Annotated in this window: 11 protein-coding genes and 1 other RNA gene; all 12 read right to left on the bottom strand. The window is 65.9% G+C overall.

The annotated features are described in order from the left end of the window. Positions 1-2 precede the first annotated feature (2 nt). A complete protein-coding gene (ftsW, locus tag ACWGPT_RS18150; protein WP_452607078.1) occupies positions 3-1154 on the bottom strand; it encodes a putative lipid II flippase FtsW in 1152 nt (383 codons plus the stop codon). Positions 1155-1156: 2 nt separating this feature from the next. Then, a complete protein-coding gene (murD, locus tag ACWGPT_RS18145) occupies positions 1157-2563 on the bottom strand; it encodes a UDP-N-acetylmuramoyl-L-alanine--D-glutamate ligase (RefSeq protein ID WP_452607036.1) in 1407 nt (468 codons plus the stop codon). A gap of 7 nt (positions 2564-2570) precedes the next feature. After that, the gene (gene mraY / locus ACWGPT_RS18140) at positions 2571-3674 is read right to left on the bottom strand and encodes a phospho-N-acetylmuramoyl-pentapeptide-transferase (protein WP_452607035.1); all 1104 of its coding nucleotides are present in this window, start codon (positions 3672-3674) and stop codon (positions 2571-2573) included. 24 nt (positions 3675-3698) lie between these two features. Next, complete coding sequence (locus tag ACWGPT_RS18135; protein WP_452607034.1) at positions 3699-5132, bottom strand: UDP-N-acetylmuramoylalanyl-D-glutamyl-2,6-diaminopimelate--D-alanyl-D-alanine ligase; 1434 nt, start codon at positions 5130-5132, stop codon at positions 3699-3701. Continuing rightward, positions 5129-6589, bottom strand: a complete 1461-nt coding sequence (locus ACWGPT_RS18130) for a UDP-N-acetylmuramoyl-L-alanyl-D-glutamate--2,6-diaminopimelate ligase (RefSeq protein ID WP_452607033.1) — start codon at positions 6587-6589, stop codon at positions 5129-5131. The genes ACWGPT_RS18135 and ACWGPT_RS18130 overlap by 4 nt, the downstream gene beginning before the upstream one ends. 59 nt (positions 6590-6648) lie before the next feature. Beyond that, positions 6649-8394, bottom strand: a complete 1746-nt coding sequence (locus ACWGPT_RS18125; protein WP_452607032.1) for a peptidoglycan D,D-transpeptidase FtsI family protein — start codon at positions 8392-8394, stop codon at positions 6649-6651. Then, entirely contained in the window at positions 8394-8867 is a 474-nt protein-coding gene (gene ftsL / locus ACWGPT_RS18120) for a cell division protein FtsL (protein ID WP_452607031.1), read from the bottom strand. Before ftsL ends, ACWGPT_RS18125 begins: the two co-directional genes overlap by 1 nt. Then, complete coding sequence (gene rsmH / locus ACWGPT_RS18115) at positions 8867-9895, bottom strand: 16S rRNA (cytosine(1402)-N(4))-methyltransferase RsmH (protein ID WP_452607030.1); 1029 nt, start codon at positions 9893-9895, stop codon at positions 8867-8869. The genes ftsL and rsmH overlap by 1 nt, the downstream gene beginning before the upstream one ends. Positions 9896-9909: 14 nt before the next feature. Beyond that, positions 9910-10341 (bottom strand): division/cell wall cluster transcriptional repressor MraZ, encoded by a 432-nt coding sequence (gene mraZ / locus ACWGPT_RS18110; protein WP_452607077.1) that lies wholly within the window; start codon positions 10339-10341, stop codon positions 9910-9912. A 408-nt stretch (positions 10342-10749) separates the two neighbouring features. Continuing rightward, positions 10750-11176: RNase P RNA component class A (gene rnpB / locus ACWGPT_RS18105), an RNA gene on the bottom strand. 56 nt (positions 11177-11232) lie between these two features. Continuing rightward, complete coding sequence (locus tag ACWGPT_RS18100) at positions 11233-12423, bottom strand: FAD-dependent oxidoreductase (protein ID WP_452607029.1); 1191 nt, start codon at positions 12421-12423, stop codon at positions 11233-11235. 8 nt (positions 12424-12431) lie between these two features. Further along, complete coding sequence (locus ACWGPT_RS18095) at positions 12432-13619, bottom strand: NAD(P)/FAD-dependent oxidoreductase (protein ID WP_452607028.1); 1188 nt, start codon at positions 13617-13619, stop codon at positions 12432-12434. Between the last annotated feature and the right edge of the window lie 41 nt (positions 13620-13660).

Here is a 13660-nt window from a genome sequence, read left to right as displayed (position 1 = left end):
CTCTACTCCGCCGGTACTCCGGCAATGCGGAAGAGGCTGCGTTCCTGCGCCCTCTTCTCCGGTCGGCGCCGCGTCAGCGCGAGGATGAAGCCCGCCGTCACGCTGACCGCGATCATCGACGATCCGCCGTAGGAGATCAGCGGCAGGGTCATGCCCTTGGCCGGCATGAGTTCCAGGTTGACGCCGATGTTGATCATCGACTGGATGCCGATCTGCAGCACGAGGCCGGCGACGGCAAAGCGCGTGAAGTCGTTGCGCTCCTTGAACGAGTGGCTGAGGCCGCGCAGGACGATAAAGGCGAAGATCATCACCAGCAGCATGCAGAAAAGGATGCCGAACTCCTCCGCCGCGACGGAGAAGATGAAGTCCGTATGGCTGTCGGGAATGATCCGCTTGACGATGCCTTCCCCCGGCCCCTGCCCGAACCAGTCGCCCCGGACGATCGCGTCGCGGGCCGTATCCACCTGGAACGTGTCGCCCTCGCCCGTCAGGAAGCGGTCGATACGCCCGGTCACGTGCGGCAGCATGTAATAGGCGGAGGCGAAGCCGACGACGCCGAGAGCCCCGAGCACCATGATCCAGAGCCAGGGCATGCCGGCCATGAAGAACATGCCGCCCCAGACGACGGCGGTGAGGATCGTCTGCCCGAGGTCGGGCTGGGCGACCAGCAGCGCGCCGACGATGCCGAAGAGGATGATCGCAAACAGGTTTCCGGGGATTTCCGGCTGGCGCGCATGCTCGGCGAACAGCCAGGCGCAGACGACGACGAAGGCCGGCTTCATGAATTCGGACGGCTGGATCGAGAAGCTGCCGATCGAGACCCAGCGCCGGGAGCCCTTTACCTCGACGCCGAAGAAGAGCGCCATCACCATCATCATCAGCGAGATGGCGAGCAGGATGATGGCCGCCCGCCGCACCTGCCGCGGGGTCATGAAGGACAGGCCGATCATCACCATCAGCGACGGCACGATGAAGATCGCGTGCCGCTCGACGAAATGGAAGCTGTCCAGGCCGAGCCGCTCGGCGACCGGCGGCGATGCGGCGAAGGACAGCATGAAGCCGATCCCCATCAGGAGGATGAAGGCCGCCAGGAAAAAGCGGTCGATCGTCCAGAACCAATCCGCCAGTGGACCCCGGTCGGCGCGGCTTACCATGGTCATATCCCCTTCTTCGTGTCGACCAGCATGGTCACGCCGTCGAGCCCGGCAACATGGTTCACGAACGCGTCTCCGCGGACCTCGAAGTTCCTGTACTGGTCGAAACTGGCACAGGCAGGCGAAAGCATTACGGCGGCAGCGCTCCCATCGGCCTCGGCTTCCGCAGCCGCATGCGCGACCGCGCGCTCCAGCGTACCGGAAATCTCGTAGGGCACCGCCTCGCCGAGTGTCGCGGCAAAGGCGGGCGCCGCCTCTCCGATCAGGAATGCCTTGACGATACGCGGGAAGAGTGGCGCGAGGCTTGCGATCCCGCCTTCCTTGGGAAGGCCGCCGGCGATCCAGTAGATCCGGTCATAGCTCGAGAGCGCGGGTGCCGCGGCTTCCGCATTGGTCGCCTTGGAATCATTGACGAACACCACCTGCCCCCGGCGTCCGACCGGCTGCATGCGGTGCTTCAGCCCCGGGAACGACCTCAGTCCCTCCCGGATCGCGTCGGCATCGACACCGACCGCAAGGCAGGCCGCGATCGCGGCGGCCGCATTCTGGGCGTTGTGCCCGCCTCTGAGGGTAGCGATCCCCGCAAGGTCGACGAACGGCGAGGCCGTGCCGCCCTCGGCCCGGAAGATCACGCTTCCCTCGGCATAGAGCCCATCGGCAAGGACATTGCGCCGGGAAATCCGGCGCACCTTTACCCCTGCCCGCTCGACCCGGTCGGCGATCAGCGCCGAGAAGCTGTCGTCGACGCCGATGACCGCGATGTCGCTGCCGGCGACCAGCCGCTCCTTGACATCGGCGTAGTGCTGCATCGTGCCGTGGCGGTCGAGATGGTCGGGCGTGAGGTTCAGGAGTATCCCCGCGGTCGGATCGAGCGTCGGCGCCAGATCGATCTGGTAGGAGGAGCATTCGACCACGTAATAGCGTTCCGCCGCCGGCGGATCGAGGGTCAGGACGGCCGTGCCTATGTTTCCGCCCAGCTGCGTGTCGCGGCCGCTGCTCTTCAGGATATGGGCGATGAGCGCCGTCGTCGTCGACTTGCCGTTGGTCCCGGTAATGGCGATGAACGGGCAATCGGGCGAATGCGCCCGTCGCTCCCGGACGAAAAGTTCGATGTCGCCGATGATCTCGACGCCGGCCCCACGGGCGAGATCGACGCTCCAGTGCGGCTTCGGATGCGTCAAAGGCACGCCCGGCGCCAGCACGAAAGCCGCCATCTGCGACCAGTCGATCGATCGCAGGTCCGCCGTATGCATGCCCTCGGAGGCTGCCCTGGAGACGCTGTCCGGATTGTCGTCCCAGGCCGTCACCTCGGCGCCGCCGGCCTTCAGCGCATGCGCGGTCGCAAGCCCCGATCCGCCGAGGCCGAAGAGGGCGACCTTCCTGCCGGCGAAGGTGGTGACCGGGATCATCGCGCCCTCACCGCAACTTGAGCGTGGAGAGGCCGAGCAGAGCGAGCCCGACGGCGATGATCCAGAAGCGGACGACGACCTGGCTTTCCGTCCAGCCGAGTTTTTCGAAATGATGGTGGATCGGCGCCATCAGGAACACGCGCCGGCCGGTCAGCTTGAAGAAGCCGACCTGGATGATGACCGACAGCGTCTCCATCACGAACAGGCCGCCGATGATGATCATGACGATCTCGTGCTTCGTGGCCACCGCGACGGAACCGATCAGGCCGCCGAGCGCGAGCGAGCCCGTATCGCCCATGAAGATCGCCGCCGGCGGCGCGTTGAACCAGAGAAAGCCGAGACCGGCGCCGATCACCGCGCCGAGGATGACGACGAGTTCCCCCGTACCTGGCACGAAATTGATCTGCAGGTAGTTGGCGAAGACGCCGTTTCCGGCGAGGTAGGCGATCACCCCGAAGGATGCGGCCGCGATCATCACCGGGACGATCGCCAGGCCATCCAGCCCGTCGGTGAGGTTGACCGCGTTTCCGGCTCCGACGATGACGAAGGCGCCGAACAGCACGAAGAAGATGCCGAGATCGACGAGGAAATCCTTGACGAAGGGAAACGCGATCGACGTTCCGAGGTCGGGATTGGTCGACTGGCCGGTCGCCGATGCGACGCGCATCATGAAGTAGACGGCGATCGCCGCGATGACGAACTCGATCCCGAGCCGCGCCTTTCCGGAAAAGCCCTTGTCCGTCTGCTTGGTGACCTTCAGGTAGTCGTCATAGAACCCGATCGCCCCGAAGCCGAGCGTGACGAGCAGCGTCGCGACCACGTAGGCGTTTGAAAGGTCCGCCCAGAGCAGCGACCCGCCGATGATGCCCGCGAGGATCATCAGCCCGCCCATGGTCGGCGTGCCGGCCTTCTTGAAATGCGTCTGCGGACCGTCGGCGCGGATCGGCTGACCCTTGCCCTGGCGCACCCGCAACGAGGCGATCATCGTGGGTCCGAACAGGAAGACGATCAATGCAGAGGTGAAGAGCGCGGCACCGGTGCGAAACGTAATGTATCGGAACAGGTTGAAGATTTGAAACGTATCCGCCAGTTCCACAAGCCAGATGAGCATCCATGGCCCTTTCTAGAAGCCGAATTAAGGTTGGCGCTCCGTCTCGGAGACTGCCGGAAAATTGTCAATAAGCGCGGCGACGATCTTGCCGAAACCGATGCCGAGGGAAGACTTCACCATGACCACGTCGCCGGGCTTTACCGCGCCGATTGCAAACTCGCGAAGCTCGTCCGTCGTCGGCCGGTATTCGCAGTGCACGCTGTCCGGCAGCGCGTCCCGCAAGGCTACGATCTCCGGGCCCGCGAGCCAGACATGCTCGATGCCGGCGGCGAGGATCGGGCCGGCGAGCTCCTCGTGGACCTTCGCGGAAAACTCGCCCATTTCGAGCATGTCGCCGAGAATGGCGATCCGCCGGCCGGAGGCTGTCGGTTCCGAGGCGGCAAGGAGCGCGATGGCGGCGCGCATGGATGCCGGATTGGCATTGTAGCTTTCGTCGATCAGTGTCAGCGTGCCTTCGCCGATGCCGAGCCGGTGCTGCTCGCCGCGGCCCTTGACCGGCCGCAGTTCGGCGAGCGCCTCAACCGCCTTGGCGATATCGGCGCCGACGAGCGTGCAGGCCCCGAGCGCGGCCATGGCGTTTTCGGCGGTGTGCCGGCCGGGGGTGCCGATCTGCACCTCCACCGTCTCGCCCCTGAGCGTCGCCCATACCGTCGAGCCTCGCGCATTGCCCTCGAAGTCGGCCAACCGGAAATCCGCCTTGGGATGCTGGCCGAACGTGTAGATGCGGCTGACGCCGAGCTCCTGGCCACGCTGCTCCAGGAACGCGAACTGCTTGTTGTCGCGGTTGAGGATCGCCGCACCGCCCGGCTCCAGTCCCTCGAAGATCTCCGCCTTGGCGGCGGCGATTTCCTCCAGATTCCTGAAGTGGCCGAGGTGGGCCGCCGCGATCGTGGTGATGATCGCCACGTGGGGACGCACCATCTTCACGAGCGGGCGGATTTCGTCGGCATGGTTCATGCCGATCTCGAAGACGCCGAACTCGGTGTCTTCCGACATGCGGGCGAGCGTCAGCGGAACGCCCCAGTGGTTGTTGAACGAGGCGACGGCCGCGTGGACCTTCCCCGAAGGGGCAAGGACGTGGCGCAGCATTTCCTTCGTGGTCGTCTTGCCGACCGAGCCGGTGACGGCAACGATCTGGGCCTTGCTCCGTTCGCGCGAGGCGACCGCGAGCTTGCCGAGTGCCGCCAGGACGTCGTCCACGACGATCATCGGGATCGTCAGCCGTCCCATCGCCGGCAGCTTCGCCTCGCTGACGACGATCAGCGCCGCGCCGTTCGCCACAGCGATGCCGGCAAAGTCATGGCCGTCGACGCGGTCGCCCTTGATGGCGAAGAATGCTTCCCCCGGCGCTATCGAGCGGCTGTCGATCGAGATGCCGGTAATGCCTTCGGGGAGCGTCCCAACGGGCCGCCCTCCCATTGCGCCTACCATTGCATCGCAGGTCCAGAGCCAGCTCAAGATGCCCTCTCCTCAAGTGCCTTGCGCAGTTCCAGGTGGTCGGAGAACGGCAGGACGCGGTCGCCGATCGTCTGGCCCTCCTCGTGCCCCTTGCCCGCGACGATGAGAGTGTCGCCCGCCTCCAGCAGCGAGACCGCGTAACGGATCGCCGCGGCGCGATCGCCGATCTCGGTCGCTCCCGGTGCGGCCGCCATGATTTCAGCCCGGATCACCTCCGGAACCTCGGAGCGCGGATTGTCGTCGGTGACCACGACCACGTCGGCAAGCCGCGTGGCGATCTCGCCCATGATCGGGCGCTTGCCCTTGTCGCGGTCGCCGCCGCATCCGAAGACGACGATTACCCGGCCGGTCGTAAAAGGCCGAACCGAGGAAAGGACGTTCTCCAGGGCATCCGGCTTGTGCGCATAGTCCACGTAGGCGAGCGCGCCCTGCCGCGTATGCCCGACGAGCTCGAGCCGCCCGGAGGCGCCCTGCAGCTTCTCCAGCGCCGCCATCGCGACGGTAGCCGGCGTTCCCGTCGCCATGGCGAGACCGGCGGCGACCAGCGCATTGGCCACCTGGAAATCGCCGGCGAGCGGAATGTCGACCTCGAATATCTCGCCCTCGGCGTGGATTTCGGCGGTCTGCTTGTGGCGGAAGTGCTCGACCCGCTTGAGGGCGAGATAGTCGCCCTTGCGGCCGACCGTCAGCACCTTGAGACCCGATTCCCTGGCCACGCGGATCGCCTCCGCCGACCATTCGTCGTCCGCGAAGATGACGGCCGGCGCCCCCTTGGGAAGCAACGTATCGAAGAGCCGCATCTTGGCGGCCATGTAGCTTTCGACCGTCGGATGATAGTCCATGTGATCGCGGCCAAGATTGGTGAAGCCGGCCGCGGCCAGCCGAACGCCGTCGAGGCGGCACTGGTCGAGCCCGTGGCTGGAGGCCTCCATGGCCGCGTGGGTCACGCCCTCGGCCGCAAGTTCCGCCAGGAGCGCATGGAGCGCCACCGGGTCCGGCGTCGTCAGCGAACCGTATTCGTTGCGGCTCGGCGAAACCACGCCCGTCGTACCGATCTGCGCCGCCGCATAGCCGGCATGCGCCCAGATCTGGCGGATGAAGGAGGCGACTGACGTCTTGCCGGCAGTTCCGGTGACCGCAACCATGGTTTCAGGCTGGGCGCCGTACAGGCGGGCGGCCGCGAGCGCCAGGAAACGCCGCGGGCTGGAGACCGTCAGGACGGGAATGGACGCGTCGGCCGGCTGGCCTGCGACGGCCGCGACCGCGCCGCGCCCTGCGGCATCGGCGATGAAGCGGGAACCGTCCGCCTTGGTTCCCGGCAGTGCCGCGAAAAGCGTGCCGGCCTCCACCTTGCGGCTGTCGGCCGAAATGCCGCTGACCTCGATATCGCCCGCCGCGCCGGCCAGCACATCGCCGATCTCCGGGAATTCTTGGCCGGCCAGGTCGCGCAACTTCATCAGCGGTACTCTCTTCCAGATCAGGCGACGCTCGCGAATCGCCTGTGAATTATTATTGCCTAATAGGATACCAAAAGGGCCGAGCCATCCTCGCCAAAACGGGGTTTTACACCGAGAATCGCGCCCGACCGGCTGATGATCTCCTGTACCATCGGGGCAGCATTGAGGCCGGCCGTGCGTCCGCCGCCTTCTCCCGTCTTCGGTTCGTCGATGAAGGTCAGCACCACGTATCGCGGATCGTTGATCGGGAATGCCGAGATGAAGACGTTGAAGTTCTTGTCGTTCGAATAGCGGCCGTTCACGACCTTCTCGGCCGTCCCGGTCTTGCCGCCGACGTCGAAGCCCTCGACGCGGGCGCGTTTTCCCGAACCGTTGGTGCCGTTGAAGTCGAACAGGTACCGCATCGCATCGCTGGTCGACGGCTTCAGCACGGGCTGCGCGAGCGCGTCGGCCTCTTCGCGGGTGCGCGGCAGGAAGGTCGGGGGGATGAGCTTGCCGCCGTTCACCAGCGCCGCGACCGCGACCGCCGTCTGAAGCGGCGTGGTCGAGACCCCGTGGCCGAAGGAAATGGTGACCGAATGGATCTTCTTCCATTCGCGCGGCTGGCTGGGCTGCGCGACTTCCGGAAGCTCGGTCTGCATGCGGGTGAGAAGCCCGAGCCGCGTCAGGAACTCCTTGTGCCCCTCGATCCCCACCACGTCGGCCATCTTAGCCGTACCGATGTTGGAGGAGTACTGGAAGACTTCCGGCACCGTCAGCATGCGGCCCTTGCCGTGGAAGTCCTTGATCGTGAAGCCGCCGATCCGGATCGGAAAGCGGGCGTCGAAACTGTCGGTGAGCTTCACCTTGCCCGAATCGAGCGCCATGGCCGTGGTGAAGGCCTTGAAGGTCGAGCCCATCTCGAACGTGCCGTTCGACATGCGGTTGAGCCAGCCCTCCTCGGCACCGGCGGCCGGGTTGTTGGGGTCATAGTCCGGCGCGGAAGCCATGGCGATGACTTCACCTGTCTGCGCGTCGAGCACGACGGCACCGGCGCCGATCGCCTGGTACTTGTCGATCGAGGAATAGATGACCTCGCGGACGATGGACTGCACCCTGAGGTCGATCGCCAGCCGGACCGGCTCGAGCGGCTGATCGGAGGTCATGCCGACGGCTGCGAGATCGGCGAGCCCCTGGCTGTCCACGTAGCGTTCCATGCCTGCTACGCCGCGGTTGTCAATGTTGACATGGCCGACGACGTGGGCGGCCGTCGCCCCGCCGGGATAGAAGCGTCGCTTTTCCGGCCGGAAGCCGATGCCGGGGATGCCCAGCGCCAGGATCTGGCTCTGCTGCTTCGGAGTGAGCTGGCGCCGCAGCCACTGGAAATGCGACTTGGAGGACAGCTTGCCGTAGATCGACTTGGCGTCGAGGTCGGGCAGGACGGTCGCGAGCTTCTCGATGACCTCGTCCGCGTCGACGATCTTGTGGGGCTCGGCATAGAGGGAGACCGTGCGGATGTCGGTCGCCAGCACCTCGCCGTTGCGATCCAGGAGGTCGGGGCGCGACGCCATCAGCCGGTCTGCCGGCATGATGCTTGAGGTGATCTCCGGCTTTGCCATGCCGTACTGGACGAGCCGGCCGCCGATGACGCCGTAGACGGCGACGAAGCCGACGATGATGAGGCCGACGCGATTGCGGGCCTGCGCCGCCTTGCGCTTGCCGACGCCCTCGAACGTGGCGTCTCCGGATCCGGCCGCGCTGCGGCGGCTTCCGGTCGATAGGTGGGCTCGGCTCTTCAGAACCATGATTCTCGACAGGAAAGACATCAGCGCTGCCCCACCGATCCGGTTGCCATTGCGTCCAGGCGCACACCTCCGCGCGGGATCGGCACAGGAATTCCGTTCGCCGGCGCGGCATTCCTCGCGGCATCGACCCCCTTGATGGCGGCGGCGACCTCGCCTCCGGCACCGGCGATGAGTTCCTCGATCGTCGTCTCGGGCATTGGCAGCTGCGAGCGCGGCATCGGCAGTTCGACCGGCATGGCAAGCTGCGTCGGACGGGTCGGCACCAGCTGCAGTTCGGATTGATAGGCCGCGATCAGCCGCTCCAGCCGGTTCGGTTGCGTCAGCAGGGCCCAGTCGGCCCTCAGCAGGTCGATCGTATCCTTTTCAAGGACGATCTCCCGTTCCAGGCGCCGCACTTCCTTCAGCTTGTCGTCGGCTTGGTGCTTGATGGTATAGGTCACGACGGCCGCGGCGGTCATGACGCCAATCAGGACGAGGTCGAAACTTCTCAGCATCAGGCGGCTCCCATCCTGGCGAGGCTGGCGAGATCGGGAAGATCGAAGATCGACGGATCCGCTGCCCGCGCTAGGGCTTCCGTGCGCCGCCCGGCCCGCAACTTGGCGGAACGTGCGCGGGGATTGGCTTCCGCCTCCTCTTCCGTCGCACTGACCACACCCTTGCCGATCGGCTCGAAGATCGCAGGCTTCTCGACCACCATCGGCATGTGGCGGGAGCCGGCCGCCTTGCCGGAACGGTCGGAGAAGAATTTCTTGACGATGCGGTCCTCGAGCGAGTGGAACGTCACCACCACCAACCGCCCGCCGGGCTTCAGCGCGCGCTCGGCCGCAAACAGGGCCTGAGCCAGTTCACCCAGTTCGTCGTTGACGAAGATGCGCAGCGCCTGGAAGACGCGCGTCGCGGGATGGATCTTGTCCTTCGCCTTGCGGGGATTGACGCTCTCGATGAGGTTGGCGAGATCGCGCGTCGTGCTGAAGGGCTCGGTGGAACGGCGCTTCTCGATCGCCCGGGCGATCCGCCCCGCATGCTTCTCCTCGCCGAGGAAGCCGAAAATCCGGATGAGATCCCCGACCTTCGCCCGGTTGACGACATCGGCGGCGGAGACGCCCTCGCCCGACATGCGCATGTCGAGCGGCCCGTTCCTCTGGAAGGAGAAGCCACGCTCGGCCTCGTCGATCTGCATGGAGGAAACGCCGATGTCGAGCACGACGGCATCCAGGCCGTCGGCGGGCGCATGCTCGGCCAGGTGGGAAAACCGCGAATGAATGAGGGTCAGCCTGCCGTCGCTTGCCTCGACCAGCTTCTGCCCGCGGGCAATCGCGGCGGGATCCCGGTCGAGCGCGATGACGCGGGCGCCGGTATCGAGCATGGCCGACGTATAGCCGCCCGCCCCGAACGTGCCATCCAGCGCGACCTGGCCCGGGGCCAGATCGAGCGCCGCCAGCACTTCGGAAAGAAGAACAGGAATGTGGCGAACCGGTCCGCCTTCGGCTTCGGACTCGCCTCCACCAAGATTCGCCGCCATTCCGGTCCCCCGTCCTAGGCAGGACGCGGCAAGCGCCCTGCTCTTGCCGCCGCCTGCGCCTCGTGAAACGCCTGCGGTTGCCACAACTGAAAATGATCCGAGCGCCCGACGAAGGTGACTTCTGTGCCGATCCCCGTGAAGTCGCGGATGAAATCCGTGACCATCAACCGGCCCTCCGCATCGAGCCTCATGAAAACGCCGCCACCATGAACCAGCAGCGACATCCTGTTCGCTTCCGGCGAAAACGGATCGGCCGAAGCGATCTGCCTCTCGTAGCGATCGAGCAGATCCGGCCCACCCACGCTGATCGCCGGAAAGACGATGTCCTGGAGACAGTAAAGCTCCTGGACTCCCCTCTCTGCCAGCACGGTCCGGAAACTTGCCGGAACGGAAACCCGCCCCTTGGCATCGACCCGGTTCGTGGCATTCGACAGGAAGCGGCTCATTACGCCAGACATCCGCTCCGTTACTCCCGCGGGCCACGATCCGCCCCCCGCATTCGACTGCACCAGACACGGTTTTGCCCACGATGCGGACAGACACCCGCTCGATGGAACGCCCTGAACTCTGTGATTGGCGGGCCGTCATTCGCCCTTGAACAGTACGAATATGGGATATCATGGGACCGTATGGGCGTCAATGGGAGGAGGCCCCGCAGCAGGGCCGCAACATCATTTATTTATGAGCTGTTAAGTTTAACAAAGAGTTATTTCGAACTGCGGAGAAACAGGCTCGCGGAAGAGCCTCGCGCTGTCCGATCTCGGGACGAAACTCTTGTTTTCAAACGTCTTTCCGGAACCTGCGCAGGCATCGGCCGGCCCGCGGAGCCGCGACATGTCGGCCAGGAAAAGAGAGGTGCCAGTTGGCCTGTAAGCCGGGTTCTGTATGGCTCCGGCGCAAACCGGAACGTGGCAGCCATTCATCTGGGGCGATGCTCGCACATCGCCTCGCGCAACCCACCCGGATGACTGGCCTGGAAACCGGCTGTAGGCGCTTGCGCGCCCCGCATCATCCCTATTCGGTCTTGCTCCCGGTGGGGTTTACCATGCCGTCCCTGTTGCCAGCGACGCGGTGGGCTCTTACCCCACCCTTTCACCCTTACCCCGCCAGCTCTGCCGCTCGGTGAAGCGGTACAGCAGGCGGGGCGGTATCCTTTCTGTGGCACTTTCCCTGGGGTCGCCCCCGCCGGACGTTATCCGGCACCGTGTTTCCGTGGAGCCCGGACTTTCCTCACCTCACCGCCTTTCGGCATTGGTGAAGCGCGGCTGCCCGGCCAACTGGCCGCCCCCAGATAATGGAGTTGTTCCCGCAACGCCAGAAGAAACGGCGGCCGCCGTTCATCTTAGGAAACTCGCCCCGAAGTCCACCCCGTAGACCTCGTCCGCGATCGCTCCGTTGAAGAGGAGTTCGGCCCCGATCCGTCCGATCTCGTCGGAACTCTTGGCGGCCGCGCCGCAACCGCCCGCAAGGACGCCGACCCGGTCCGAATCGGACATGGAGATGGCGGGGTAGCCGGTCGGCGTGAACGAGGTCACGCAGGCGGCCATCGAGGTCCGCGAAAGATCGAGGCTCGGCATCAGCCGTTCCATGACGCCCGTCAGGTAACGATGGGTGCTCTCACGGCCGCCCGCGCGGAACCATGCACGGATGTCGCCCTCGCGCTCAAGCAGCAGGTCGTCCGGATCGCCGCCGATCTTCAGATAGAACTTGCCGTCGGGATAGCGCACCGGCGGCAGGAGATAGATGCCCTCCTCCGCGTCGCTCCACCGCCAGATCAGCGAAGGGAGCTTGCCCCACTTCTCCACCGCGTCCTCGTCCACCTGATAGAAGGCGATGGTGCGGGCGTAGACCCTGAGGTCGAGCCGGCGCGGCAGGAGCGCCTCGTTGATGGAAAAGCCGCCCGCCGCGACGAGGACCTTGTCCGCGACATACTGCTTTCCTTCGGCCGTGGTGACGGCGACGCGTCCGTTCTCCTCGCGGACGCCGGCGACGGTCTCGCGGATCAGCGCGCAGCCCTGGCGCTCGGCCAGCAGCGTCTGCGCCCGCACCAGCCTGCGCGGGTTGATATGACCGGCATTTCGCGCCTCCCAGACACCCTCGCTGTCCTTCGGAAACGCAAAGAGCGGGAACTTGCTGCCGAGGCCTTCATCGTCCAGGTGCGCCGTCTCGACCCCCAGCCTCTGCGACGCGGCAAGCACGTCGCCGACATAGGTCGGTCCCTCGCCCCTTTTCGGCCCGACGATGAGGCAGCCGTCCTCGGCGTAGAAGTCTATTCCCGCGTCCTCCTCGATCTGCCGGTAGCGGGCAATCGAGCGATTGGCGAGGCGCGCCCAGACCGGATCGGAATCGATCGTGCGGGTGATGCGGGCCTCGTCGTAGTGGCTGGCGAAGACGCCCCGGTGGGAGGAATGGTCGAGCGGTTCCTCCGGGCCGATCAGGGCGACGCCGTCCGTCCACTGCGACAGATGGCGTGCGGCGGCAGCCCCCATCATGCCGGCGCCCACGATAATGTACTTGAGGCCTTGCATGTGCGCTCCTAGCGGAAGAGTGGCGTCATCAGGGAACCGTAGTCGTCCTCGCCGAGCCCGCCTTCGAGCAGGAGGGCGGAGCCGAGCCGTCCGAGTTCGTCGGAGGATTTCGCCGCGACGAAATTCCCGCCCGTGAGCACGGCGACCCGCGAGGAACCGATGAAGCCCGCGTAGGGGCGCCCGGTCGGCGTGAAGCTCGCGACGCAGGCCGCGGAGGACGTGGGGCGCCCGGCAAGCGCCGGCATCAGTTGCAGCGCCTCCGCGATCAGCCGCCGGCGTTCGTCGGGATTGCCGTCCGAGCCGAACCAGGCGCGGAACTCTTCCGGTCGCGTCAGGTCGCCGGTCTCGATATCGCCGCCGAGCTTGAGGTAGGTCTTCCCGTCCGGATAGCGGACCGGCGGTAGGATGTAGACATGATCCTCCTCGCGCTCGGTGAAGACGATGGTAGACGGCATGGTGCCGAAGACGGACATAGCCTGTTCATCGATCTCGAAGAAGACCACCGTTCGCGGTGCTGCCCGCATCTGGAGCGGCCGGGGCAGGACGGCGTTCAGATTGCTGAAGGCGCCGGCCGCGACCAGCACCCGCTCGGCCCGGTAGGTCTCGCCACCCGCGGTGACCTCCACGAGGCCGCCTTCCTCGCGGACCGAGGTCGCTACGGCATCGATGACCGTCACCCCGCCGCGCTTCGCAAGCGCAATCTGGGCACGGACCAGCGCCCGCGGATTGATGTGACCGGCCTGCGACCCTTCGTGATAGCCGACAATGTGGGAGGGGAAATCGAACTGCGCGAAACGCGCCTGCATCTGCGCGGCCGTCAGCCGCTCGACCTTCAGCCCGCTGGACCGCGCGACCTCGGCGGCACGATGGAGATAGTCGGCGTCGGATTTCGGCTCGGGCCCCGCGAAAAGGCAACCGGCCTCGGAGAAGAAGCGGATGCCGCTTGCATCCTCGATCTCCCGGTAGCGGTCGATCGCCCTCTGCGCGAACGTCGCCCAGAGCGGATCGGCGTCGAAGCGGCGGGTTATCCGCGCCTCGTCATAGTGACTGGCGAACACCCCCTGGTGGGATGCGTAGTCCCGGGGCTCTCCCGGGCATATCAGCGCCACCCCCTCGACATGCCGGGAGAGATGGCGGGCGGCGGCGGCACCCATCATGCCGCCACCGATGATGATGTAGTTGAAATGCGCTGGCATACCGTCTGCTTCGAATCCGGAAAACGTCGTGGTTATCCGAG

Source organism: Pseudorhizobium sp. NPDC055634 (assembly GCF_053618655.1).
Note: the sequence above shows the minus strand (reverse complement) of the source record. Positions and strands in the feature narration are given on the sequence as shown.